Source organism: Pseudomonas sp. AA-38 (assembly GCF_029457475.1).
GTDB lineage: Bacteria > Pseudomonadota > Gammaproteobacteria > Pseudomonadales > Pseudomonadaceae > Aquipseudomonas.
Genome location: NZ_CP120359.1, coordinates 316,069 through 337,384, shown reverse-complemented (window position 1 = coordinate 337,384; position 21,316 = coordinate 316,069). Strand labels below are relative to the sequence as shown.

General features: G+C 65.3%; 21 protein-coding genes. 13 read left to right on the top strand and 8 right to left on the bottom strand.

The genetic code is table 11. The features are described 5' to 3' along the window. Together PVE35_RS01565 and PVE35_RS01560 are read right to left on the bottom strand one after the other, a co-directional pair. Positions 1 to 921: an aldo/keto reductase gene (locus PVE35_RS01565; protein ID WP_277373565.1), complete on the bottom strand. Its 921-nt coding sequence runs from the start codon at positions 919 to 921 to the stop codon at positions 1 to 3. A 221-nt stretch (positions 922 to 1,142) separates the two neighbouring features. Continuing rightward, complete coding sequence (locus PVE35_RS01560) at positions 1,143 to 1,310, bottom strand: hypothetical protein (RefSeq protein ID WP_268179662.1); 168 nt, start codon at positions 1,308 to 1,310, stop codon at positions 1,143 to 1,145. 261 nt (positions 1,311 to 1,571) lie between these two features. On the opposite strand from PVE35_RS01560, the gene PVE35_RS01555 reads away from it, so the two are divergent. Genes PVE35_RS01555 through PVE35_RS01535 form a run of 5 tightly spaced genes read left to right on the top strand, consistent with a single transcriptional unit; the run spans position 1,572 to position 5,512 of the window. After that, positions 1,572 to 2,048, top strand: a complete 477-nt coding sequence (locus tag PVE35_RS01555) for a hypothetical protein (protein ID WP_268179664.1) — start codon at positions 1,572 to 1,574, stop codon at positions 2,046 to 2,048. 46 nt (positions 2,049 to 2,094) lie between these two features. Continuing rightward, positions 2,095 to 3,216 (top strand): ABC transporter permease, encoded by a 1,122-nt coding sequence (locus tag PVE35_RS01550; protein ID WP_277373564.1) that lies wholly within the window; start codon positions 2,095 to 2,097, stop codon positions 3,214 to 3,216. Next, positions 3,213 to 3,998 carry an ATP-binding cassette domain-containing protein gene (locus PVE35_RS01545; protein WP_277373563.1) on the top strand — a complete coding sequence of 262 codons (786 nt, stop codon included), beginning with the start codon at positions 3,213 to 3,215 and terminating at the stop codon, positions 3,996 to 3,998. Before PVE35_RS01550 ends, PVE35_RS01545 begins: the two co-directional genes overlap by 4 nt. Next, a complete protein-coding gene (locus PVE35_RS01540; protein WP_277373562.1) occupies positions 3,999 to 4,916 on the top strand; it encodes an MlaD family protein in 918 nt (305 codons plus the stop codon). It begins immediately after the preceding gene. Beyond that, positions 4,913 to 5,512, top strand: a complete 600-nt coding sequence (locus PVE35_RS01535; protein WP_277373561.1) for an ABC-type transport auxiliary lipoprotein family protein — start codon at positions 4,913 to 4,915, stop codon at positions 5,510 to 5,512. Before PVE35_RS01540 ends, PVE35_RS01535 begins: the two co-directional genes overlap by 4 nt. Before the next feature lie 116 nt (positions 5,513 to 5,628). Here the strand turns inward: PVE35_RS01535 and PVE35_RS01530 are convergent, their stop codons facing one another. The 3 genes from PVE35_RS01530 to hslO form a co-directional block, all read right to left on the bottom strand. After that, complete coding sequence (locus PVE35_RS01530; protein WP_277373560.1) at positions 5,629 to 7,551, bottom strand: RecQ family ATP-dependent DNA helicase; 1,923 nt, start codon at positions 7,549 to 7,551, stop codon at positions 5,629 to 5,631. Positions 7,552 to 7,733: 182 nt separating this feature from the next. Continuing rightward, the gene (locus PVE35_RS01525; protein WP_277373559.1) at positions 7,734 to 9,275 is read right to left on the bottom strand and encodes a phosphoenolpyruvate carboxykinase; all 1,542 of its coding nucleotides are present in this window, start codon (positions 9,273 to 9,275) and stop codon (positions 7,734 to 7,736) included. Positions 9,276 to 9,444: 169 nt separating this feature from the next. Continuing rightward, positions 9,445 to 10,332, bottom strand: coding sequence for an Hsp33 family molecular chaperone HslO (hslO, locus tag PVE35_RS01520; protein ID WP_277373558.1), 888 nt, complete (start codon positions 10,330 to 10,332; stop codon positions 9,445 to 9,447). Positions 10,333 to 10,529: 197 nt separating this feature from the next. On the opposite strand from hslO, the gene PVE35_RS01515 reads away from it, so the two are divergent. Beyond that, entirely contained in the window at positions 10,530 to 11,324 is a 795-nt protein-coding gene (locus tag PVE35_RS01515) for a phosphatase PAP2 family protein (RefSeq protein WP_277373557.1), read from the top strand. Positions 11,325 to 11,331: 7 nt separating this feature from the next. Here PVE35_RS01515 and PVE35_RS01510 read toward each other — a convergent pair whose 3' ends face one another. Next, positions 11,332 to 11,763 (bottom strand): S4 domain-containing protein, encoded by a 432-nt coding sequence (locus PVE35_RS01510; protein WP_268179679.1) that lies wholly within the window; start codon positions 11,761 to 11,763, stop codon positions 11,332 to 11,334. A gap of 186 nt (positions 11,764 to 11,949) precedes the next feature. On the opposite strand from PVE35_RS01510, the gene PVE35_RS01505 reads away from it, so the two are divergent. Genes PVE35_RS01505 through PVE35_RS01495 form a run of 3 tightly spaced genes read left to right on the top strand, consistent with a single transcriptional unit; the run spans position 11,950 to position 14,152 of the window. After that, entirely contained in the window at positions 11,950 to 12,357 is a 408-nt protein-coding gene (locus PVE35_RS01505; RefSeq protein ID WP_268184413.1) for an ATP-dependent zinc protease, read from the top strand. Further along, complete coding sequence (rimK, locus tag PVE35_RS01500) at positions 12,354 to 13,259, top strand: 30S ribosomal protein S6--L-glutamate ligase (RefSeq protein ID WP_268179680.1); 906 nt, start codon at positions 12,354 to 12,356, stop codon at positions 13,257 to 13,259. Before PVE35_RS01505 ends, rimK begins: the two co-directional genes overlap by 4 nt. Further along, positions 13,256 to 14,152, top strand: coding sequence for an LD-carboxypeptidase (locus tag PVE35_RS01495; protein ID WP_277373556.1), 897 nt, complete (start codon positions 13,256 to 13,258; stop codon positions 14,150 to 14,152). The genes rimK and PVE35_RS01495 overlap by 4 nt, the downstream gene beginning before the upstream one ends. Before the next feature lie 15 nt (positions 14,153 to 14,167). Here the strand turns inward: PVE35_RS01495 and PVE35_RS01490 are convergent, their stop codons facing one another. Beyond that, on the bottom strand, positions 14,168 to 15,484 hold the full coding sequence (locus tag PVE35_RS01490) for an ATP-binding protein (protein ID WP_268179684.1): 1,317 nt from the start codon (positions 15,482 to 15,484) through the stop codon (positions 14,168 to 14,170). Positions 15,485 to 15,587: 103 nt separating this feature from the next. After that, a complete protein-coding gene (ompR, locus tag PVE35_RS01485; protein WP_268179685.1) occupies positions 15,588 to 16,325 on the bottom strand; it encodes a two-component system response regulator OmpR in 738 nt (245 codons plus the stop codon). A gap of 205 nt (positions 16,326 to 16,530) precedes the next feature. On the opposite strand from ompR, the gene PVE35_RS01480 reads away from it, so the two are divergent. The 4 genes from PVE35_RS01480 (at position 16,531) to PVE35_RS01465 (ending at position 21,292) form a co-directional block, all read left to right on the top strand. Further along, a complete protein-coding gene (locus tag PVE35_RS01480) occupies positions 16,531 to 18,858 on the top strand; it encodes a Tex family protein (protein WP_268179686.1) in 2,328 nt (775 codons plus the stop codon). Beyond that, a complete protein-coding gene (locus PVE35_RS01475; protein WP_277373555.1) occupies positions 18,855 to 19,241 on the top strand; it encodes a PaaI family thioesterase in 387 nt (128 codons plus the stop codon). Before PVE35_RS01480 ends, PVE35_RS01475 begins: the two co-directional genes overlap by 4 nt. Before the next feature lie 160 nt (positions 19,242 to 19,401). After that, a complete protein-coding gene (gene gshA, locus PVE35_RS01470) occupies positions 19,402 to 20,982 on the top strand; it encodes a glutamate--cysteine ligase (protein ID WP_277373554.1) in 1,581 nt (526 codons plus the stop codon). 109 nt (positions 20,983 to 21,091) lie between these two features. After that, positions 21,092 to 21,292, top strand: coding sequence for a ribosome modulation factor (locus PVE35_RS01465; RefSeq protein ID WP_277373553.1), 201 nt, complete (start codon positions 21,092 to 21,094; stop codon positions 21,290 to 21,292). The last annotated feature ends 24 nt before the right edge of the window (positions 21,293 to 21,316 follow it).

Below are 21,316 nucleotides of genomic sequence, written 5' to 3'. Positions count from 1 at the left end.
TCAGGCGAACAGCTCGACGATGCGCTTGCGCTGCGCCGCGTCGGGCAGGCGGCCCTGCCCGGCCTGCAGGTTGTCGGCCATGTAGCGCGGGTTGGAAGTGGCCGGGATCACCGCCGTCACGGCTGGGTTGGCAAGGATGAACTTGAGCATCAGTTGCGCCCAGGAGGTGGCGCCCAGCTCCACCGTGACCCAATCGGGCAGCGTTTTACCGCGCACGCGCTCGAACAGTGCGGCGCGCTGGAAAGGGCGGTTGATCAGCACGGCGATGCCCTTGTCGGCGCAGTAGGGCAGCAGCTCGCGCTCGGCGTTGCGCTCGCCGATGGAGTAGTTGAACTGGACGAAATCCACCGGCTCCTCACGCAATACCTCGAGCAGGCGCTCATGGGCGGAATCCAGGTAATGGGTCACACCGATGTAACGCACCCGTCCCTGCTCCTTGAGCTCACGCAGCAGCTCGAGCTGGGTGCGGGTGTCCTGCAGGTTGTGCACCTGCATCAGGTCGATGGTGTCGCTGCGCAGGGCGGCAAAGCTGGCCTCGATCTGCCGCCGTCCCGCCTCACGCCCGGTGGATGACACCTTGCTGGCCAGGAACAGCTTGCGCCGCAGGCCGTTCTCGGCCGCCAGCGCCCCGCACACGGCCTCGGCACGGCCATAGCTGGGCGCGGTATCCACCAGGCTGGCGCCACTGTTGGCCAGGGTACGCAGCACCTCGCGCAGCGGTTTCAGGGCCTTGTCGTCCAGCGCCACGTCATGGGTGCGCGAGGTGCCCAGACCGATCACCGGCAACGCCTCGCCACTGCTGGGAATGGGCCGACTGAGCAATGCACCGGCAGCGAAGCTGGCGGATAACGACCAGGGCGTCAGGGCGGCCAATACCGCCAGGCTGGCACCACCCTGGAGAATCTGTCGACGACTGGCCATGACGGGACTCCTCTGGACGGCAATCCATTGGTTATAGGCACAGAAGAGGATCAGACCAAGGCGCAGGAGATGCGCGATGTCATCAGAATGAAATGTCCGAAGCGGGCTAGAGGCCCATCATGCGGGGGAATTGAGGCAGGATGCGGCCTAGACCGCGCAATATGCGGTTACGAAAAACCCTGCTGCGCCAAGGCGGGCGACGCAGCAGCGGGGCAAATGGCTCAGGCGACGCGGGCGGACTGTTCGCTGATCAACATGCCGTGAGCGACCGTGTAGCAGCGATGACCGTTCTGCAGCGTCAGCGGGCTGCGGTTGGCAATGATCCACCCCCTGCTCAGCAGCAGTTCGATGTGGGCACGCAGCGCGGGCAGGTGGCGTTGCTCTTTCATGGCAGTAGTTCCTTCACTGGCAGGTCATGTGTCGCCCACAGGGCAGACGCATGCGTGATATGGGTCACACAAGTGTACTGGCCTCCTGCCAGCCCCACCAGCGCCCGGTTCATACAAAATCTTGTAGGAAATTCGCCATGCCCGGCCCGCGCCATGGCTGCGCCAACGCCGTCCCCCGGGGTATGCCGGCTTGGCCACAGCCTCTTTCATCCCGCATCTGCTGTGGTTAGAGTCAGCCACGAACCTCCTGCGAGCACCTTCATGAGCCTGGCCACCTGGGAACTGCTGTCCTACATCGTCACCGTGGTGGCGCTGCCGTTCGCCATCACCGTGTTCCTCGTCGAGCAGCGCAAGGAAAGGCAGAACGAGGAAGACGCCACCTGGCAGCAGGTGTCCGATGCCTACATCGACTTTCTCGAAGTGGTGCTGGCCAATCCGGACCTGCGCCTGCGCAGCCAGCACGCCACCGCCAACCTCAGCGAGGAACAGCAAGAGCGCATGCTGGTGATCTTCGACATGCTGGTCTCGCTGTTCGAGCGCGCCTACCTGCTGCTCTACGAGCCGAAGATGGACGCGAAACGCCAGCGCCGCTGGCATTCCTGGGAGGATTACATGCGCGAATGGAGCCGCCGCGAGGATTTCCGCGAGCGCCTGCCGCACCTGTTGCGCGGTGAAGACCCGGACTTTGCCGCCTATATTCAGCAACTGGCCCAGGAAGAGGCACAGAGCGCGGGATGAGCGGCGCAACTGGCCTGAGGCGCCCGTGCGGCGCTAAGCTGTGGCGATGACCACTCCCTACCTGACTTCGCATCAGACCAGCGGCCTGCGGCTGGGCGGCGACTGGACGCTGGCCCACTACGGCCTGCTCGAGCCGCAGGTGCTGGCTCTGCGCGAACGCCTGCGAGGCGAGGAAGCCGTCGACCTGAGCGCCCTGGCTGCACTGGATACCGCCGGCGCCGGGCTGCTGGTGGAGCTGTTCGGCAGCCAGCGCCTGCGCCAGTTGAGCCTGCAGGCCGAACTCAGCGAGCAGCGCCGCGCCCTGCTGCTGGCCGTGGCCGACGCCATGGCCGGTGAAGAACCGCCGGTGGAGCACGCCAAGCCCTCGGCCATGCGCGAAGTGCTGGGGCATATCGGCGTGGAAATGCAGGAGATGTGGGAGCAGACCACCGCCCTGCTCGGTTTCATCGGGCTGGCCCTGAGCAGCCTGCTGGCATCGCTGCTGCGGCCGCGAAGCTGGCGCGTCACGGCGCTGCTGGCCAACCTGGAACAATGCGGCCTCAATGCCGTACCCATCGTCGCCCTGTTGACCTTCATGGTCGGCGCGGTGGTGGCCTTTCTCGGCGCCACCATCCTCGCCGACTTCGGCGCCAGCATCTACACCGTGAACCTGGTGGCCTTCTCCTTCCTGCGTGAGTTCGGCGTGCTGCTCACCGCCATCCTGCTCGCCGGCCGTACCGCCAACGCCTTCACCGCGCAGATCGGCTCGATGAAGGCCAACGAGGAGATCGACGCCATCCGTACCCTCGGCCTCGACCCCATCGAGTTGCTGGTGCTGCCACGCCTGCTGGCCATGCTCATCGCCCTGCCCATGCTCACCTTCGTCGCCATGCTCAGCGGCCTGCTCGGCGGCGGTATGGTCTGCGCGGTGGCCTTGGACATTCCGCCGGTGATGTACCTGTCGATCCTGCAGGAGAACGTCGAGCTGCAGCATTTCCTGGTAGGCATCCTCAAGGCGCCGATCTTCGCCTTCCTGATCGCCCTGATCGGTTGCCTGGAGGGCTTCAAGGTCAGCGGCAGCGCGCAGTCGGTGGGTGAGCACACCACCTCGGCGGTGGTGCAGTCGATCTTCGTGGTGATTCTGCTCGACGCCCTGGCGGCGCTGTTTCTCATGGAGATGGGCTGGTGAGCCGGGAAAGCATCATCGAGGTACGCGACCTGGGCAATCGCTTCGGCAGCCAGGTGGTGCACCAGCATCTGGATCTCGACCTGTACCGTGGCGAGATCCTCGGCGTGGTCGGCGGCTCGGGTACCGGCAAGTCGGTGCTGCTGCGCAGCATCGTCGGCCTGCGCCAGCCCAGTTCGGGCAGCGTGCGGGTGTTCGGCCAGCAATTGTCCACGCTGACGACCACGCAGCGCTCGCAACTGGAACGGCGCTTCGGTGTGCTGTTCCAGCGCGGTGCGCTGTTCTCCTCGCTGACCGTCACCGAGAACATCGCCCTGCCGTTGATCGAGCATGCCGGGCTGTCGCGGGCCAGCGCCGAGCGCCTGGCCCAGGTCAAGATCGCCCTCGCCGGCCTGCCGCAGAGCGCCGGCGACAAGTATCCCAGCGCGCTGTCCGGCGGCATGATCAAGCGTGCTGCCCTGGCCCGCGCCCTGGCGCTGGATCCGGACATCCTGTTTCTCGACGAACCCACCGCCGGCCTCGACCCCATCGGCGCGGCGGCCTTCGATCAGTTGATCCGCACCCTGTGCGACAGCCTGGGTCTGAGCGTATTTCTGGTCACCCATGACCTGGACACCCTCTACAGCATCTGCGACCGGGTGGCGGTGCTGGCGCAGAAGAAGGTGCTGATCGCAGACCGCCTGGATGTGGTGGCAGCCAGCGACGACACCTGGATTCAGGATTACTTTCACGGCCCGCGTGGACGCGCAGCCGCACAGGCCGCCAACGCGGCCAGGAGCGATTGAATGGAACCCAGAGCCCATCACGTGCTGATCGGCCTGTTCACCGTGATCACGGTGGGCGCCGCCCTGCTGTTCGCCCTGTGGCTGGGCAAGGTCGGTGCCGACAAGGCCTTCAGCGATTACGAGGTGGTCTTCCACGAAGACGTGACGGGCCTGTCCAAGGGCAGCGCGGTGCAGTACAACGGCATCCGCATCGGTGACGTCATCGCCCTCGGCCTGGATCCTAGGGATCCGAGCATCGTCCGGGCGCGCATCCGCGTCGGCGGCGACACCCCGATCAAGAGCGATACCCACGCCCGCCTGGCAATCACCAGCATCACCGGCCTGGCGGTGATCCAGCTCTACGGCGGCACCACCGGCAGCACCCTGCTCAAGGGCGAAGACGGCAAACTCGCGGTGATCATCGCCGATCCTTCGCCGCTGTCACGGCTGATGTCCAATGGCGAGGATCTGGTGCTGGGCATCACCCGCCTGCTGGATCAGGCCAACCGCCTGCTCTCGGACGACAACACCGCGCACGTCAGCCGCACCCTGGCCAATCTGGAACAGGCCACCGCCGGCCTGGCCGGGCAGCGCCAGGAACTGAGCACCGCACTGCAGCAGGTGGCCAGCGCCACCCGTGAGGCCGGCGAACTGCTGCGCACAGCCAACCATCTGCTCGCCGGCCAGGGCAGCCAGACCCTGGAGAACACGGAACGCCTGACCGCCTCGCTGGAGCGCAGCAGCCGCACTCTGGAGAAGCTGCTCGACAGCAACCGCCAGGCGCTGGACAGTGGCATGCAGGGCCTCGGCCAGCTCGGCCCGGCCATCGGCGAGCTGCGCGACACACTTGGCGCGCTGCGCAGCTTCTCGCAGCGTCTGGAACAGGATCCAGCCGGCTACCTGCTGCGCAACGACAGCATCAAGGAGTTCCAACCATGAAGCGTCTTTACCTCCTGCTGCTGGCCAGCCTGCTCGGTGCCTGCTCGCTGCTGCCGCAGAGCGAACCGCTGGACACCTACCTGCTGCCCGCCACGCCGCTGCCAAGCCAGACGCCCGCCGTCGACTGGTCGCTACGCATCAATACCCCGAGCAGCGGCCAGCTACTCGACGGCACACGCATCGTGGTACTGCCCGAGCCCGGCCAGATCAACACCTACCAGGGCGCGCGCTGGAGCGAGCGCACGCCGCAACTGCTGCGTCAGCGCCTGCTCGACGCCTTCAACGACGACGCCCGAATCGCCGCCCTGAGCACCGAGGATCAGCACCTGAAAGCGGATCTCGAACTGGTCAGCGATCTGCGCCGCTTCCATAGTCAGTACCGCGACGGCCGCCCCGAGGCGCTGATCCAGCTCGATGTGCGTCTGGTGGACGTGCGCGATCAGCGCATCCTCGCCAGCCGCCGCTTCAGCGTCAGCCAGCCGGCGAGCGATACCTCGGTGGCTGCGGTAGTGGTCGCCTTCGGCCAGGCCGGCGACCGCCTGGCGCAGGAACTGGTGGACTGGACAGTGAGCGAAGGGCAGCGCGTTACTCCGTAGGGTGCGCCGTGCGTACCGAGCACATCAATCCTTGGTGCGCGCAGCGCACCCTACACGGGCAGGCGGCGCGGCGACGAGTATGGCGTTTGCCGCACGGCAAAGCGCACGCGCTGTGACTAACCGCCCTGCAACCAGGCGCGAACCTCGGCGTAGGGGTAATCCTCCAGCGCGGCAAAGCCGGCCAACTGGCGCGCCTTGAGCTTGGTCAGCAGCGGCGTGGTCACCCCACAGAGAAAGCGCGTCAGGCACTCGTGGCTGGGCATCTGCCCGGTGTGCTGTTGGTGCTTCTCGACGAAGGCGGCGCACAGCGCCTGGGGATCGCGCGCGCTCAACGGCGGCAGCTCAGGGGCTGGCGGCAGCGTGGCAACCTGGCCCTGGCATACCGAACAATGGCCACAACGCTCAGGCGCCTGTTCATCGCCAAAGTACAGCGCCAGGCGCCGACTCAGGCATTCACGGCTCTCGAACAAGGCGAGCATGGCCTGGATGCGGGCGATTTCACTGGCCTCGTGGGCGCGAAAGTGCGTGTGCAGGTCACTGGCCAGGGTGTCCAGCGCGAACTCGGCATCGAGCACGGCATAGACCTCGGTCATCTGCTTGCTTTCCACCTCGACCCAGCCCTTTTCCTGAAAGTAATCCAGCGCCTTGACCACCCGCGCCCGCTCGGCGCCGTGGTCGCGATAGAGCGCATCGAAGTCCAGGGTGCTCCAGGTGCGGGCACGGCGCGAGCTGATCAGAATGGCTTCGACGAACTGCCGTCGCTCACCCTCGAACTTCGCCAACAGCACGTCGTCCTCCAGCAGCAGCTTGAAGCGGTACTCGGCGAAATAGGCATAGCGCGGCGCGATGATGCCGCGCAGTTCCAGTTGCACCAGCAGGGTCTTGAGCGGCAACGCGCGGATATTGCTCGCCTCCGATAGCTGATTGAGCATCAGCTCCCACTGCCCGCCTGCGCCCGCCGCACGCAGCTCCTCCAGCACCACGCGAATCCCGCCCAGCTCCGGGGTATCGCCGTAGACGAAGTTCTCCAGCACGCTCAGGCCATCACGACTAGCCAGTACAAGGCAGTCCGAGACCTGGCCGTCGCGCCCGGCACGGCCGATTTCCTGGCTGTAGTTCTCCACCGACTTGGGCAGGTCGAAGTGCACCACGTTGCGAATATCGCGCTTGTCGATGCCCATGCCGAAGGCGATGGTGGCGACGATGCACTCCAGCTCACTGGCCATGAAACGGCGCTGGATCGACTCGCGCGCCTCATGGGCCATGCCGGCGTGATAGGCGCTGACGGCCAGGCCCTGCCCCTGCAGGCGCTCGGCCACCTGCTCGGCAGTCTTCTGCTGGGTGACGTAGACGATACTGGCCTGGCCGCGACGTGGCGCCAGCCACTGCTGCAAACGCTGCAGCTTGGCGCCACCGGGCACGGGCTCGACCAGCAGGTTGAGGTTGGCGCGATAGAAGCCGGTGGTGACCACGTCCGCCTCGGCGATGGCGAACTTCTCGCGCATGTCGGCGATCACCTTGGGCGTGGCCGTGGCAGTCAGCAGCAGCACCTGGGCGATGCCGAACTGGCGCTGGTAGTCGGGCAGCTTGAGGTAGTCGGGGCGGAAGTTATGACCCCACTCGGAGATGCAGTGCGCCTCGTCCACCACCAGCAGGGAGATCGGCACCTGAGCGATGAAGTTACGAAAGCGCTCGTTCTTCAGGCGCTCCACCGAGATCATCAGGATCTTCAGCTCGCCACTGCGCGCGCGGGCCATGACCTCGGCGCTCTGCTCGCGGCTCTGCGCCGAATCGATGCTGGCCGCGGCGATGCCATGGGCATGCAGGAAGGCAAGCTGATCCTGCATCAGTGCCAGCAGCGGCGAGATCACCAGGGTCAGGTGCGGCAGGTGCAGGGCCGGTAGCTGATAGCACAGCGACTTGCCCGAGCCGGTGGGGAAGATCGCCGCCGCCGAGCGACCGGCGAGCACGGCACTGATCACAGCTTCCTGGCCAGGACGCAGACTATCGAAACCGAAGACGCGTTTGAGGGTGGACATCTGCTTTCACTCCTTTGAAGCAGCTACAAGCGGCAAACCTCAAGTGACAAGCCTACCGAGTCGGCTTCGAGCATATCGCCAAAAACGAAAGTCCGCTTTTGCTTTTACTTGCAACTTGTGGCTTGCAGCTTGCCGCTAAAAGAAAGAAACCGCCCGAAGGCGGTTTCTTTTTGGGGCTCGGCTTAGAGTTGCGGGCCGGCGTTCTTGATCGCGTCGCTGACATCGAACTTGGCGAAGTTGTCGATGAACAGCTTGGCCAGGCCCTTGGCGGCTTCGTCGTAGGCGTTCTTGTCTGCCCAGGTGTTGCGCGGATTGAGCAGGTTGGTCTCGACGCCCGGCACCGACTTGGGCACGTCCAGGTTGATGATCGGCAGGTGCTCGGTCTCGGCACCGATCAGCGCACCGCTCTGGATGGCGGCGATCACACCACGGGTGGTGGGGATGTTGAAACGCTTGCCAACGCCGTAGCCACCGCCAGTCCAGCCGGTGTTGACCAGATAGACCTTGGAGCCGAAGGCATTGATGCGCTTGATCAGCAGCTCGGCGTAGACGCCGGCCGGGCGCGGGAAGAACGGCGCGCCGAAGCAGGTGGAGAAGGTGGACTTGATGCCGCCGCCCGAACCCATCTCGGTGGAACCGACCAGCGCGGTGTAGCCGGAGAGGAAGTGGTAGGCCGCCTGCTCGTTGTTGAGGATCGACACCGGCGGCAGTACGCCGGTCAGGTCGCAGGTCAGGAAGATCACCGCATTCGGCTCGCCGCCCAGGTTCTTCTCGCTGCGCTTCTCGACGTACTCCAGCGGGTAGGCGGCGCGGCTGTTCTGGGTCAGGCTGTCATCGGCGTAGTTCGGTACACGCTCTTCGTCGAGCACGACGTTTTCCAGCACGGTGCCGAATTGGATGGCTTTCCAGATCACCGGCTCGTTCTTCTCGGACAGGTCGATGCACTTGGCGTAGCAACCGCCCTCGACGTTGAACACCACGCCTTCGCCCCAGCCGTGCTCGTCGTCACCGATCAGGTAACGCGACTCGTCGGCAGACAGGGTGGTCTTGCCGGTGCCGGACAGGCCGAAGAACAGAGTGACGTCGCCTTCTTCGCCAATGTTGGCGGCGCAGTGCATCGGCAGCACGTCCTTTTCCGGCAGCAGGAAGTTCTGCACGGAGAACATGGCCTTCTTCATTTCACCGGCGTAACGCATGCCGGCGATCAGCACCTTGCGCGCAGCGAAGTTGATGATCACGCAGCCATCGGAGTTGGTGCCGTCACGCTCAGGCACGCACTCGAAGTTGGCGACGTTGAGGATCTGCCACTCGGCCTTGCCAGCCGGGTTGTAGGTCTCGGGATTGATGAATAGCTGACGGCCGAACAGGTTCTGCCAGGCGGTGGCGGTGGTCATCTTCACCGGCAGATAGTGGGCTTCGGCAGAACCTACGTGAACGTGGGAGACGAAATGATCCTGGGCGGCGTTGAACGCCTCGACGCGATCCCACAGGGCGTCAAACTTGTCGGCCGGGAACGGGCGGTTGATATTGCCCCAGGCGATCTGCGCCTCGGTGCTCGGCTCCTGAACGATGAAGCGATCAGCAGGCGAGCGGCCGGTGCGGTGGCCGGTGCGTACGACCAGCGCGCCATTGGCGGCCAGTTCCCCTTCACCACGGCGAATGGCTTCTTCGACCAGTTGCGCGGCGCTGATGTCGGTGTACACGGCATTGTTGGCTTGCGTCATGAGGATCCCCGTCGGCCGCTGGCCGAGTCTTCCGAACGTTGTGTAGTACAGGGGCAACTGCAACTACACGGTAAAAAAGTCGCGGGAGTATGCCAGAAAAGCGAACGGCTTGGCAGCCTCCGATCCGATCCAGCGCCAATAGTGACAGTCTATTGGCGCGAGAGGTTCATCAGTGACGGGTCTGCGACGGCGCTTCGCTGCCGGCCCCAGCGAACAGTTGGGCGATGTCGGCGGCATCGAACACATAGCGCTCGTTACAGAACTGGCAGTCGATCTCCACGCTGCCGCCCTGCTCGGCCAGCAGGGCTTCGGCATCGGCCTGGCCGAGGCTGGCCAGGGCACTGGCGGAGCGCTCGCGGGAGCAACTGCAGCGAAACTGCAGGGGCTGCTCATCGAACAGGCGCACGTTGTCCTGATGGTAAAGGCGGTGCAGCAAGGTCGGGTTGTCCAGCGCCAGCAACTCCTCGCTGCTGAGGGTGTCGGCCAGGGTCAGCACGTGGTTCCAGCTTTCGCTGCGTGCCTCGGGCTCGGTCTGGTGGTGCGGCGGCAGTTGCTGCAGCAGCAGGCCACGGGCACGCTGGCCGTCAGCCTTGAGCCAGAAGCGGGTGGGCAATTGCTCGGAACTGGCGAAGTAATTGGACAGGCACTCGGCCAGATCCACGCCGTCGAGGGCGACGATGCCCTGGTAACGCTGGCCCTTGGCCGGATCGATGGTGATGGCCAGCACGCCATCGGGCATCAGGCTCTGCAGATCGGCATCGGCGCCGATCTGCTCGCCGTCGTAGCGGGCGATGCCGCGCAGTTCACGGGCGCTGGAGCATTCGACCATGAGCAGCGGCAGCGGCCCTTCGGAACGCACCTGCAGCACCAGCAGGCCGTCGAACTTGAGGGTGCCGACCAGCAGCGCGGCAGCGGCCATCATCTCGCCGAGCAGTTGCGCCACCGGCTGCGGATAGGCGTGCTTGGCCAGCACGTGGGCATAGCTTTCACGCAGGGCGACCAGCTCGCCGCGCACATCGGTGTCGTCGAATAGGAAGCGTTGGCTGAAGTCGTTCATGGCGGTCTGCCCAGGGTCTGCAAAAAAGGCTGGCGATTTTATGCACAAATGCCTCTGCAACCAAGGCCCGGACGTCGAGCGCCTTCTGCCTGAACACGGCCTGAACCAAGCACCAAGTCACATTGCATGCCCGAGACAAGGGCCTAATATGCGCGCGCTTAGGGTAGAGCCGTCATATTTCTGCAAAGGGACTTTTCATGCCAACCCCATTCCTCAATACGCAGTGGCGCCCAAAACCACTGTTGACCTGCCATATCGTCAGCCTGCTGCTGCTCGCCAGTTGGCTGTGGCAGCCTACGCGGCAACTGTGGGACGCCTTCGATCTGTGGCTGTTCCACCTGCTCAACGACCCGGTGCATGCCGGCGGGCTGTGGGCGCATATCTGGGCCATCGGCAGCATGCGCCCGGTGGATGCCGGCGTCGGTGTGGTGATGCTGGCGGTGATGCTCAAGGCCGGCCTGGTGTTCGAGGGGCCACAGGTACGCCGCGCGCTCTATGCCTTCCTGGCCATGCTGGTGGTGATGCTGCTGATTCGCGTGCTGTTTTCCGACCTGGTCGAGTACATGGGCTGGCAACGCCAGAGCGCCTCGCTGGCGGTGGAAGGCAGCGCCCGGTTGACCGAGATGTTCCCGGCCTGGGAAGAGCGCTGGGATCTCAAGGACAGCGCCAGCCGCAGCTTCCCCGGCGACCATGCTTCGGTACTGATGATCTGGGCCTACTTCATGACCTTCTTCGCCCGTGGCTGGCGCCTGGCGCTGGTCTGGACGATTGCCGTGATCGGCATGCTGCCGCGCCTGGTGGCCGGCGCGCACTGGGGCTCGGACGCCTTCGTCGGTGGCGTGCTGCTGAGCCTGATCGGCATGGCCTGGGGCTGCTACACACCGCTGGGTTACCGCGCCAGCGAGTGGCTGGAGAAGATCAGCCTGCCGTTCACCTCACGCCTGGCCAGGCTGCCGCTGTTAGGCAACATCAGCGTCGTCAGCGGGCGCTGACACGCTCCTACAAATCTTCATCGTCCCAGGGGTGGCGCAGGCCGCCGCTCTGCTGTTCATTGAACTGATGGATCTGCCGGCGCTGCTTCTTGCTCGGTCTACCCTCGGTCTGCACGCCAAGGGCGCCGGCCTTGCGTAGCGCCGCAGCCTGCTCGCGGCGGGCAATGCTTTCTTCCGTCTCGCGATAGAGCAACTGCGCCTCCGGCGCGCCACGGCGCACGGCGGAAAGCGCCAGCACCTGCACGGTGCGCTCGTCGAAACCGGTGCGCAGCACGTACTCGTCACCCACCTTGGGCTCCTTGCCGGGTTTGCAACGCTCGCCGCGATGATGCACCTTGCCCCCTTCTATGGCCGCCTTGGCCAGGGCACGGGTCTTGTAGAAGCGTGCCGCCCACAGCCATTTGTCCAGCCTGACCTTGTCGTCGTCTTTTTCGCTCATCTCACACTCTGTTGGTTCAAGCATGCCGCTCATGCGTGCATCCCTGATGCAGTTGTCACACAGCGCATCTAGAATGCGCGGAACTATAGGCCCTGTCAGTCACGGGGGAACACTGTCGTCGTGAAAAACATCGACCCTCTCAGCGTGATCGGCCTGCGCGAATGGATCAACCTGCCCGAGCTCGGCATCATCGGCCTGCGTGCCAAGATCGATACCGGCGCCAGTACCTCCAGCCTGCATGCCAGCGATATCCAGCCGTTCCAGCGCGACGGCGAGGACTGGGTGCGCTTTACCGCCTATCTCGGCACCCAGGTGCAGCGCCGCCACCGCTGCGAAGCGCCGCTGGTGTCGGTGCGACGCATCAAGAGCTCCAATGGCCAGGTACAGAACCGCTACGTGATCCGTACCGAGCTGGCCCTGGGTGATCGCCTGTGGCCTGTGGAATTCACCCTGGCCTGCCGCAAGACCATGCGCTACCGCGTGCTGCTCGGCTCCAAGGCGCTGGTCGCCGGTGGCCTGCTGGTCAACCCGGCGCTGAGCTACGTGCAAGACAAACCCGCCCTGCCCTCATCCCTTTCATCAGGTGCCCAATGAAAATCGCCGTGCTGTCGCGCAACCCGCGTCTGTATTCCACCCGCCGTCTGGTGGAGGCTGGCGAGCAACGCGGGCATGAGATGCAGGTGATCGACACCCTGCGCGCCTACATGAACATCGCCAGCCACAAGCCGCAGATCCACTACCGTGGCCAGGCGCTGGAAGGCTTCGAGGCGGTGATCCCGCGCATCGGCGCCTCGGTGACCTTCTATGGCTGCGCGGTGTTGCGCCAGTTCGAGATGATGGGCGTCTACCCACTCAACGAATCGGTGGCCATCAGCCGCTCGCGCGACAAGCTGCGCGCCCTGCAACTGCTGTCGCGCAAGGGCATCGGCCTGCCGGTGACCGGTTTCGCTCACTCGCCGGACGACATTCCCGACCTGATCCAGATGGTCGGCGGCGCGCCGCTGGTGATCAAGGTGCTGGAGGGCACTCAGGGCATGGGTGTGGTGCTGGCCGAGACGCACAAGGCCGCCGAGTCGGTGATCGAGGCCTTCCTCGGCCTCAAGCAGGACATCATGGTGCAGGAATATATCAGCGAGGCCGGCGGCGCCGACATTCGCTGCTTCGTGGTCGGCGACAAGGTGATCGCGGCGATGAAGCGCCAGGCCAAGGCCGGCGAGTTCCGCTCCAACCTGCATCGCGGCGGCAGCGCCAGCCTGATCAAGATCACCCCGGAAGAGCGCATGACTGCCGTGCGTGCGGCCAAGGTGATGGGCCTGAACGTGGCCGGTGTGGATATCCTGCGCTCCAACCATGGCCCGCTGGTGATGGAGGTGAACTCCTCACCGGGCCTCGAAGGCATCGAGACCACCACCGGCAAGGACGTCGCCGGCATGATCATCGAGCACCTGGAGAAGAACGCCGAGCACGGCCAGACTCGCACCAAGGGGCGCGGATGAGCACGCCGTTCGACGGTAGCCTGGCGCTGATCGCTCCCGCCTCGGCCATCGCCGAAGAGGTGCTGGAAGCGACCCTGGCCCAACTCGACGTCTTGGGCATCCGCTATCACCTGGGCCGGCACGTACGCACCCGTCACCGCTACCTGGCCGGCACGCCTGAGCAGCGCCTGGACGACCTGCATCAGGCCTTTACCCTGCCCGACATCGACGCCGTCTGGTGCCTGCGCGGGGGCTATGGCTGCGCGCAACTGGTGGCGGATATCGACTGGACGCTGCTGCAGCAGGCCAGCCCACGCCCGCTGATCGGCTTCTCCGACCTGTCGATCCTGCTCGAAGCCTTTGCCCGGCATGAGCTGCCGGCCATCCATGGCCCGGTGGCCACGGTCCTGGGCCATCAGGCACTGGCGGCGCCGGGTGGCCAGCGCGAGCGGCTGGCCTCGATGCAGGCGCTGTGGAGTCTGCTCGCGGGGCAACACCGGCAGTTGCCGGTACGACATATCAGCGGCCCGCAACAGGCCATCGAAGGCCGCTTGCAGGGTGGCAACCTCACGGCTCTGGCCAGCGCCTGCGGAACCCCTGCCGGGCTGCGCCTGGCAGAAGACTCGATCCTGATTCTGGAAGACGTCGGCGAGCCCTACTACCGCCTGGAGCGCAGTCTCTGGCAACTGCTGCACGGCTTCGCCGGGCGCAAGCCGCGGGCATTGTGCCTGGGCAGTTTCACCGACTGCCCTCGGCGCGGGGTGCATCACAGCCTCGAAGAAATCTTCGCCGAGTACCTGGCACCACTGGGCATCCCGCTGTATGGCGACCTGCCCAGTGGCCACGGCGATGCCAATTTCCCCTGGCCCTACGGCCAACACGCCCGTCTGTTCGGCGACAGCCTGACCTGGTAATCCGCCGCCCCGTTCTCAGACCGCATCGCGCGGCAACAACAACCCCAGTGGCAAACGCACCCGCGCCTCCAGGCCACCGCCGCTGCGGTTGCGCAGCTCGACGCTACCGCCGTGCTGCGCGGCGATGCGCTTGACGATGGCCAGGCCCAGGCCGGTGCCACGTCCGCCACGGGCGCGATCGCCGCGAATGAAGGGGTTGAAGATGCTGTCCAGCTCGGCCGGGTCGATGCCGGTACCGCGATCGAGCACGCTCAGCACCACGTAGGGCGCGTTCTGGTCGCCGGCCAGGCTGGCGACCACTTCCACCGCATCGCCACCGCCATGATTGAGGGCGTTTTCCACCAGGTTGGTGAGCAGGCGCTTGATCGACACGCGCCGTAGCGGGAAGGGCGGAATGCTCTCAAGGCACAGGCGCACGCGCTCGCTGCCCTGGTTGTAGGGCGCCAGGGTTTCGCGCACCAACTCGGGGAAGTCGGCTTCCTCCACCGGCTCGCCGCGACCATCGCGGATGAAGGCGAGGAACTGGTCGAGGATCGCGTCCATGTCCTCGATATCGCGCACCATGTCGTCGGTCAGCTCGGAATCGTTGTCCATGAACTCCAGAGCCAGGCGCAGGCGCGTCAGCGGCGTGCGCAGGTCGTGGGAGACGCCGGCCAGCATCAGCTCGCGCTCGCGAGAGGCCTGCTCGACATCCTCGGCCATCTGGTTGAAGGCGCGGTACACCTCGGTCATCTCGCTTGGCGTATCGCTGATCGGCAGGCGCACGCTGCGCCCCTGGCCAAGCTGGCGGGCAGCGAACACCAGACGCTTGAGCGGGGCGTTGAGTTGGCGCACGAAGATCCAGGCGGCGCCAGTGGAAATCAGGCCAATGCCGAGAAACCAGCCGAGCACGCTCCAGATACGCTGCCCGCGCAAGGGGTGCGGGTACATGGGCACCCGCACCCAGCCGTCGCCAAGGCTCGGCGCGCGCACCCAGAGCGCGGGCGGCGTGGTCGCACGCACCCGGGTTTCGGTGTCAGGGCCGAGTTCGGTCTGCATCTGCCGCTGGAAGATTTCGCTGTACGGCCAGTGTTGCTCGTTGGGCGGCACCTGATCGCTGGGCGTGCGCTTGAGGCCGGCGGCCTCGGCGATGTGATCGCGGTCGTCCGGATTGGCGGCCCAGTAGGCGCGCAGGGTCAGTGCTGCGCCGTGGCTGTACTGGCGGTCGACCAGTACGTCTTCGTTCATCATCAGATAAACCAGGGTCAGCGCCTTGGAGAACAGCACGACGACGAGCACCAGCCAAAGGGTACGGGCGAAGAAGCTTTGCGGGAACCAGACAGGAGCCTTCACGAGCGGCAAGCCCCGGAGGTGCAGCTACAAGCCTCAAGCCTCAAGCTACAAGTGGTTGTACCGCCCGCTTTTTCCTGCAGCTTGTGGCTTGCAGCTTGCAGCTTCATTTATTCCCGTCCGGCACGAAGACGTAGCCCACGCCCCAAACGGTCTGGATATAACGCGGCTTGGACGGATCCGGTTCGATCAGGCGGCGCAGGCGGCTGATCTGCACGTCGATGGAGCGCTCCAGAGCATCCCACTCGCGGCCACGGGCCAGGTTCATCAGCTTGTCGCGAGTCAGCGGCTCGCGCGCATGTTGTACCAGGGCCTTGAGCACGGCGAACTCGCCGGTGGTGAGCATGTGCACCTCATCGCCCTTCTTCAACTCGCGGGTGGCCAGCGACAGCTCGTACTCGCCGAAGCTGACCTTCTGATCCTCGGTGCCCGGCGCACCCGGCACCACGGGAGCCTGCCGGCGCAGTACGGCCTTGATGCGCGCCAGCAGCTCGCGCGGGTTGAAGGGTTTGGCCAGATAATCGTCGGCGCCCAGTTCCAGGCCCTGGATGCGGCTGCCCTCGTCGCCCTTGGCGGTGAGCATGATGATGGGCATTTGATTGCCCGCCTCGCGCAGGCGGCGGCAGGCGGAAAGGCCATCCTCGCCCGGCAGCATCAGGTCGAGCACCACCAGATGGAACAGCTCGCGAGCCAGCAGGCGGTCCATCTGCTCGACGTTCTCCACCGCGCGCACCCGATAGCCCTGCTCATCGAAGAAACGCTCGAGCAGGCGGCGCAAACGGGCGTCGTCATCGACGATGAGAATCTTCTCGCCTTCGGCAACTGGGGCAGCGGACTGGGTCATGGCGTCTCCTTGGGCAGCCGTACTGATGACGGCAAGTGGCGGCATTATCGCTCAGGCGCATGGCTGGGCGCCTCAGCCATTGTTAGCAGATTTTTCCCCGAATGGTTCTCAGCAGCCGTGAATGCGGTGTTTATAATGCGCCGCTTTCGTTCTGGCCAGCATGCTTGCGGCCACCCTAGTCGTTCCAGTGTGGGTAGCTTTATCTATGGACAGCATCAACAACCGCATCGCCGAAGAGCTGGGCGTGCGCCCGCAGCAAGTCGCCGCCGCCGTGGCCCTGCTCGACGAAGGCTCCACCGTGCCTTTCATTGCCCGTTACCGTAAAGAGGTAACCGGCAGCCTCGACGACACCCAACTGCGCCATCTGGAAGAGCGCCTGCGCTACCTGCGTGAGCTGGACGAGCGCCGCGTGGCGATCCTCGCCAGCATCGAGGAACAGGGCAAGCTGACCCCGGAGCTCAAGCGCGAGATCGACCTGGCCGACACCAAGACGCGCCTCGAAGATCTCTACCTGCCGTACAAGCAGAAGCGCCGCACCAAGGGCCAGATCGCCCTGGAGGCCGGCCTCGGCGAACTGGCCGACGCGCTGTTCGCCGACCCGAGCCTGGCACCGGAAGCCGAAGCCGAGCGCTTTATCGACGCCGACAAGGGCTTCGCCGATGTAAAAGCCGTGCTCGAAGGCGCCAAATACATCCTCATGGAGCGCTTCGCCGAAGACGCCGCGCTGCTCGACAAGCTGCGCAGCTTCCTCAAGGACAACGCCACCCTCAGCGCACGCCTGGTACCGGGCAAGGAAAACGAAGGCGCCAAGTTCAGCGACTACTTCGAGCATGACGAGCCGCTCAAGGGCGTACCGTCGCACCGTGCGCTGGCGATCTTCCGCGGCCGTAACGAAGGCATTCTCAGTGCCAGCCTGAAAGTCGGCGAAGAGCTGCCAGGCACCCTGCACCCGTGCGAACTGATGATCGGCGAGCGCTTCGGCCTCGAGAACAAGGGCCGCGCTGCAGACAAGTGGCTGAGTGAGGTGGTGCGCTGGACCTGGAAGGTCAAGCTGTACAACCACCTGGAAACCGACCTGCTCGGCGAGCTGCGCGAGAAGGCCGAGGACGAGGCGATCAGCGTGTTCGCCCGTAACCTGCATGACCTGCTGCTGGCCGCCCCGGCCGGCCCGCGCGCCACGCTGGCGCTCGACCCGGGCCTGCGCACCGGCTGCAAGGTGGCCGTGGTCGACGCCACCGGCAAGGTGCTGGAAACCGCCACCGTCTACCCGCACGCCCCACGTAACGACTGGGACGGCACCCTGGCGATCCTCGCCAAGCTGTGCGCCAAGCATGGCGTCGACCTCATTTCCATCGGCAACGGCACCGCCAGCCGCGAGACCGACAAACTGGCCGCCGAACTGATCAAGAAGGTGCCGGGCCTCAAGCTGACCAAGGTGATGGTCTCCGAGGCCGGCGCCTCGGTGTACTCGGCCTCGGAACTGGCCGCCCGCGAATTCCCCGATCTCGACGTGTCGCTGCGCGGTGCAGTAAGCATCGCCCGCCGCCTGCAGGATCCGCTGGCCGAGCTGGTGAAGATCGACCCGAAATCCATCGGCGTCGGCCAGTACCAGCACGACGTCTCCCAGCTCAAGCTGGCACGCAGCCTGGACGCCGTGGTCGAGGACTGCGTGAACGCCGTTGGCGTGGACGTGAACACCGCCTCTGCCGCCCTGCTGGCACGCATCTCCGGCCTCAATGCGACCCTGGCGCAGAACATCGTGCAGTACCGCGACGCCAACGGCGCCTTCGCCTCGCGCGCCGAGCTGAAGAAGGTGCCGCGCCTGGGCGAGAAGACCTTCGAGCAGGCTGCCGGCTTCCTCCGCGTGATGAACGGCGACAACCCGCTGGATGCCTCGGCGGTACACCCGGAAACCTATCCGCTGGTCGAGCGCATCGCCCAGGACACCGGCCGCGATATCCGCTCGCTGATCGGCGACTCGGGCTTCCTCAAGCGCCTGGATCCGGCCAAGTTCACCGATGAGCGCTTCGGTCTGCTGACCGTCGGCGACATCCTCAAGGAACTGGACAAACCCGGCCGCGACCCGCGCCCGGAGTTCAAGACCGCCGAGTTCCAGGAAGGCGTGGAAACCCTCAATGACCTCAAGCTGGGCATGGTGCTCGAAGGCGTGGTGACCAACGTCACCAACTTCGGTGCCTTCGTCGACATCGGCGTGCATCAGGACGGCCTGGTGCACATCAGCGCGCTGTCGGAGAAGTTCATCAAGGACCCGCACGAGGCGGTCAAGGCCGGCGACGTGGTCAAGGTCAAGGTGATGGAAGTGGACATCCCGCGTAACCGCATCGCCCTGTCCATGCGCATGGGCGACACCCCCGGCGAGAAAGTCGAGGGTGCGCGTGGCGGCCAGCGCAGCAGCGGCAACCGTGGCGGCAACACACCGCGCAGCGAGCGCCATTCCAGCCAGGACAAGCCGGCTCCGGCCACTGGCGGCATGGCTGCCCTGTTCGCCAACGCCAAGCAGTTGAAGAAATGAGCGACGCACAGGAAATAGGCGCCAGCAGCGCCTTTTCCCGCCTGCTCGGCCTGGAGATTCTCCAGGTCGGTGGCGGTGAGGCGCGCGTGCGCCTGACTCTCACCGATGAGCTGCGCAACCTGCACGGCAAGCTGCACGGCGGCGCGCTGTTCTCGCTGATCGACACCGCCATGGGCCAGGCCAGCCACAGCCTGGGCGATGGCAACCCGAACAGCGTGACCCTGGAATGCAAGATCAACTACATCCGCCCGGTGTCCGAAGGCAGCGTGCTGTGCCATGCCAAGGTGCTGCATGCCGGGCGCCGCACCCAGGTAGTGGAAGCCGAAGTGCTGCAGGGCGACAAGCTGGTCGCCAAGGCACAAGGCACCTTCGCCTGCATATAAGCAGCCGCAAGCTGCAAGCCATAAGCTGCAAGGGAAAGACATAACGTGCGCAGCCGGGAGCAAGCGGTTCCTGCCTGCGCCCTCTTACTTGAGGCTTGCAGCTTGAAGCTTGTTGCTGCAGTCCTCATATTGTGGCGACTGCCCAGTTAGGAATTGCATCTTGAGCGACCTTCTCTCCCGCCGCCTGGCCCAGCTCGGCGAGCCGGCCAACCTGTCCCTGCTGGGTGAATGCCTGCACGGTATCGAGCGCGAATGCCTGCGCATCGACCACGACGGCCAACTGGCCCTGACCCCGCATCCGCAGGCCCTGGGCTCGGCGCTGACCCACGCGCAGATCACCACCGATTACTCCGAGTCACTGCTGGAATTCATCACCGGCACCGCCACCGATCCGGCGCAAACTCTGGACGAGCTGGAACGCATCCATCGCTTCACCAATGGCAAGCTCGACGGCGAGCTGCTGTGGAGCGCCTCGATGCCCTGCCAGTTGCCGGACGAGGAGACCATTCCCATCGCCCGCTACGGCAGCTCGCACATCGGCCGGCTCAAGTACGTGTACCGCAAAGGCCTGGCGCTGCGTTACGGCAAAACCATGCAGTGCATCGCCGGTATCCACTACAACTTCTCCCTGCCCGAAGGGCTGTGGCAGTTGCAGCAGCAGAGCGAAGGCAGCGAGCAGAGTGCACGCGACTACCAGTCGGCACGCTATATCGCACTGATCCGCAACTTCCGCCGCTATAGCTGGTTGCTGATGTACCTGTTCGGCGCCTCACCGGCGCTGGACAAGGGCTTCATGCGTGGTCGCCCGCACCAGTTGCAGGAGCTGGATGCCAGCACCCTGTACCTGCCCTATGCCACCAGCCTGCGCATGAGCGACCTGGGCTACCAGAGCAACGCGCAAGCCGGCCTGACTCCCTGCTACAACGACCTGGCCAGCTATACCGACAGCCTGCGTCTGGCAGTCGGTACGCCCTACCCGGCCTATGTCGAAGCCGGCACCAAACGCGGCGACGAGTGGTTGCAGCTCAATACCAACATCCTGCAGATCGAGAACGAGTACTACTCGAGCATCCGTCCCAAGCGCGTCACCCATAGCGGCGAACGGCCGATCCAGGCGCTGATGAGCCGTGGCGTGCAGTACGTGGAAGTGCGCTGCCTGGACATCAATCCCTTCCTGCCGCTGGGCATCGACCTGGCCCAGGCCCGCTTCATCGACGCCTTCCTGCTGTTCTGCGCGCTGGAAGACAGCCCGCTGCTGGAAAACGGCGAGTGCAGCAACTGCACCAGCAATTTCCTCAAGGTGGTCAAGGAAGGTCGGCGCCCCGGGCTGCACCTGCAGCGTGGCGGTCAGCCGGTGGAACTCAAGAGCTGGGCCGGCGAGCTGCTCGAACGCATCCTGCCGCTGGCCGAGATGCTCGACCGCGCCCAGGGCAGCACTGCCCATGTCGAAGCCCTGGCCCAACAGCAAGCCAAGGTGGCGGACGTGGAGATGACCCCCTCGGCGCAGGTACTGGCGATTCTGCGTCAGGGCCAGAGCTTCACCGAGTTCGCCCTGCAGCAAAGCCGTCAGCATGCCGAGTATTTCCAGTCCCAGCCGCTGGAGGCCGGACAACAGGCTGCGCTGGAACAGGCCGCGCGCCAGTCGCTGGCCGAGCAGGCCGAGCTGGAGGCACAGGAAGAAGGCGATTTCGACGCCTTCGTCGCCGCCTACCAGGCCAGCATTCTCGCCCTGGCCGTGTGAACCTCGTCACAAAGCCTGCCAGCGGAGCAAAAGGCCGGACGGGCGGCCAGACGACCGCTCGGGCGACCAACTAGCATGAATTCAACGGACTGATATGGGAGCACGCCAGATGGCGCCCGAGCGACACGATGCCTCGCCGCAATGGAGCCTGGAAGGCCTCACCAAGGCGTACCAGCAGGGCTACATGGCCGGCCTCACCGGCCAGGCCAAAGCCCGCCAACCCTACGCCGAAGACATTCCGGCCGCCGCCTGGGAGGCCGGCTGGGACGATGGCCAGGAGAAGTGGCGCCTGCACCAGCACAGTGCCTGACGAGCGGTAGCCCGGATGCAATCC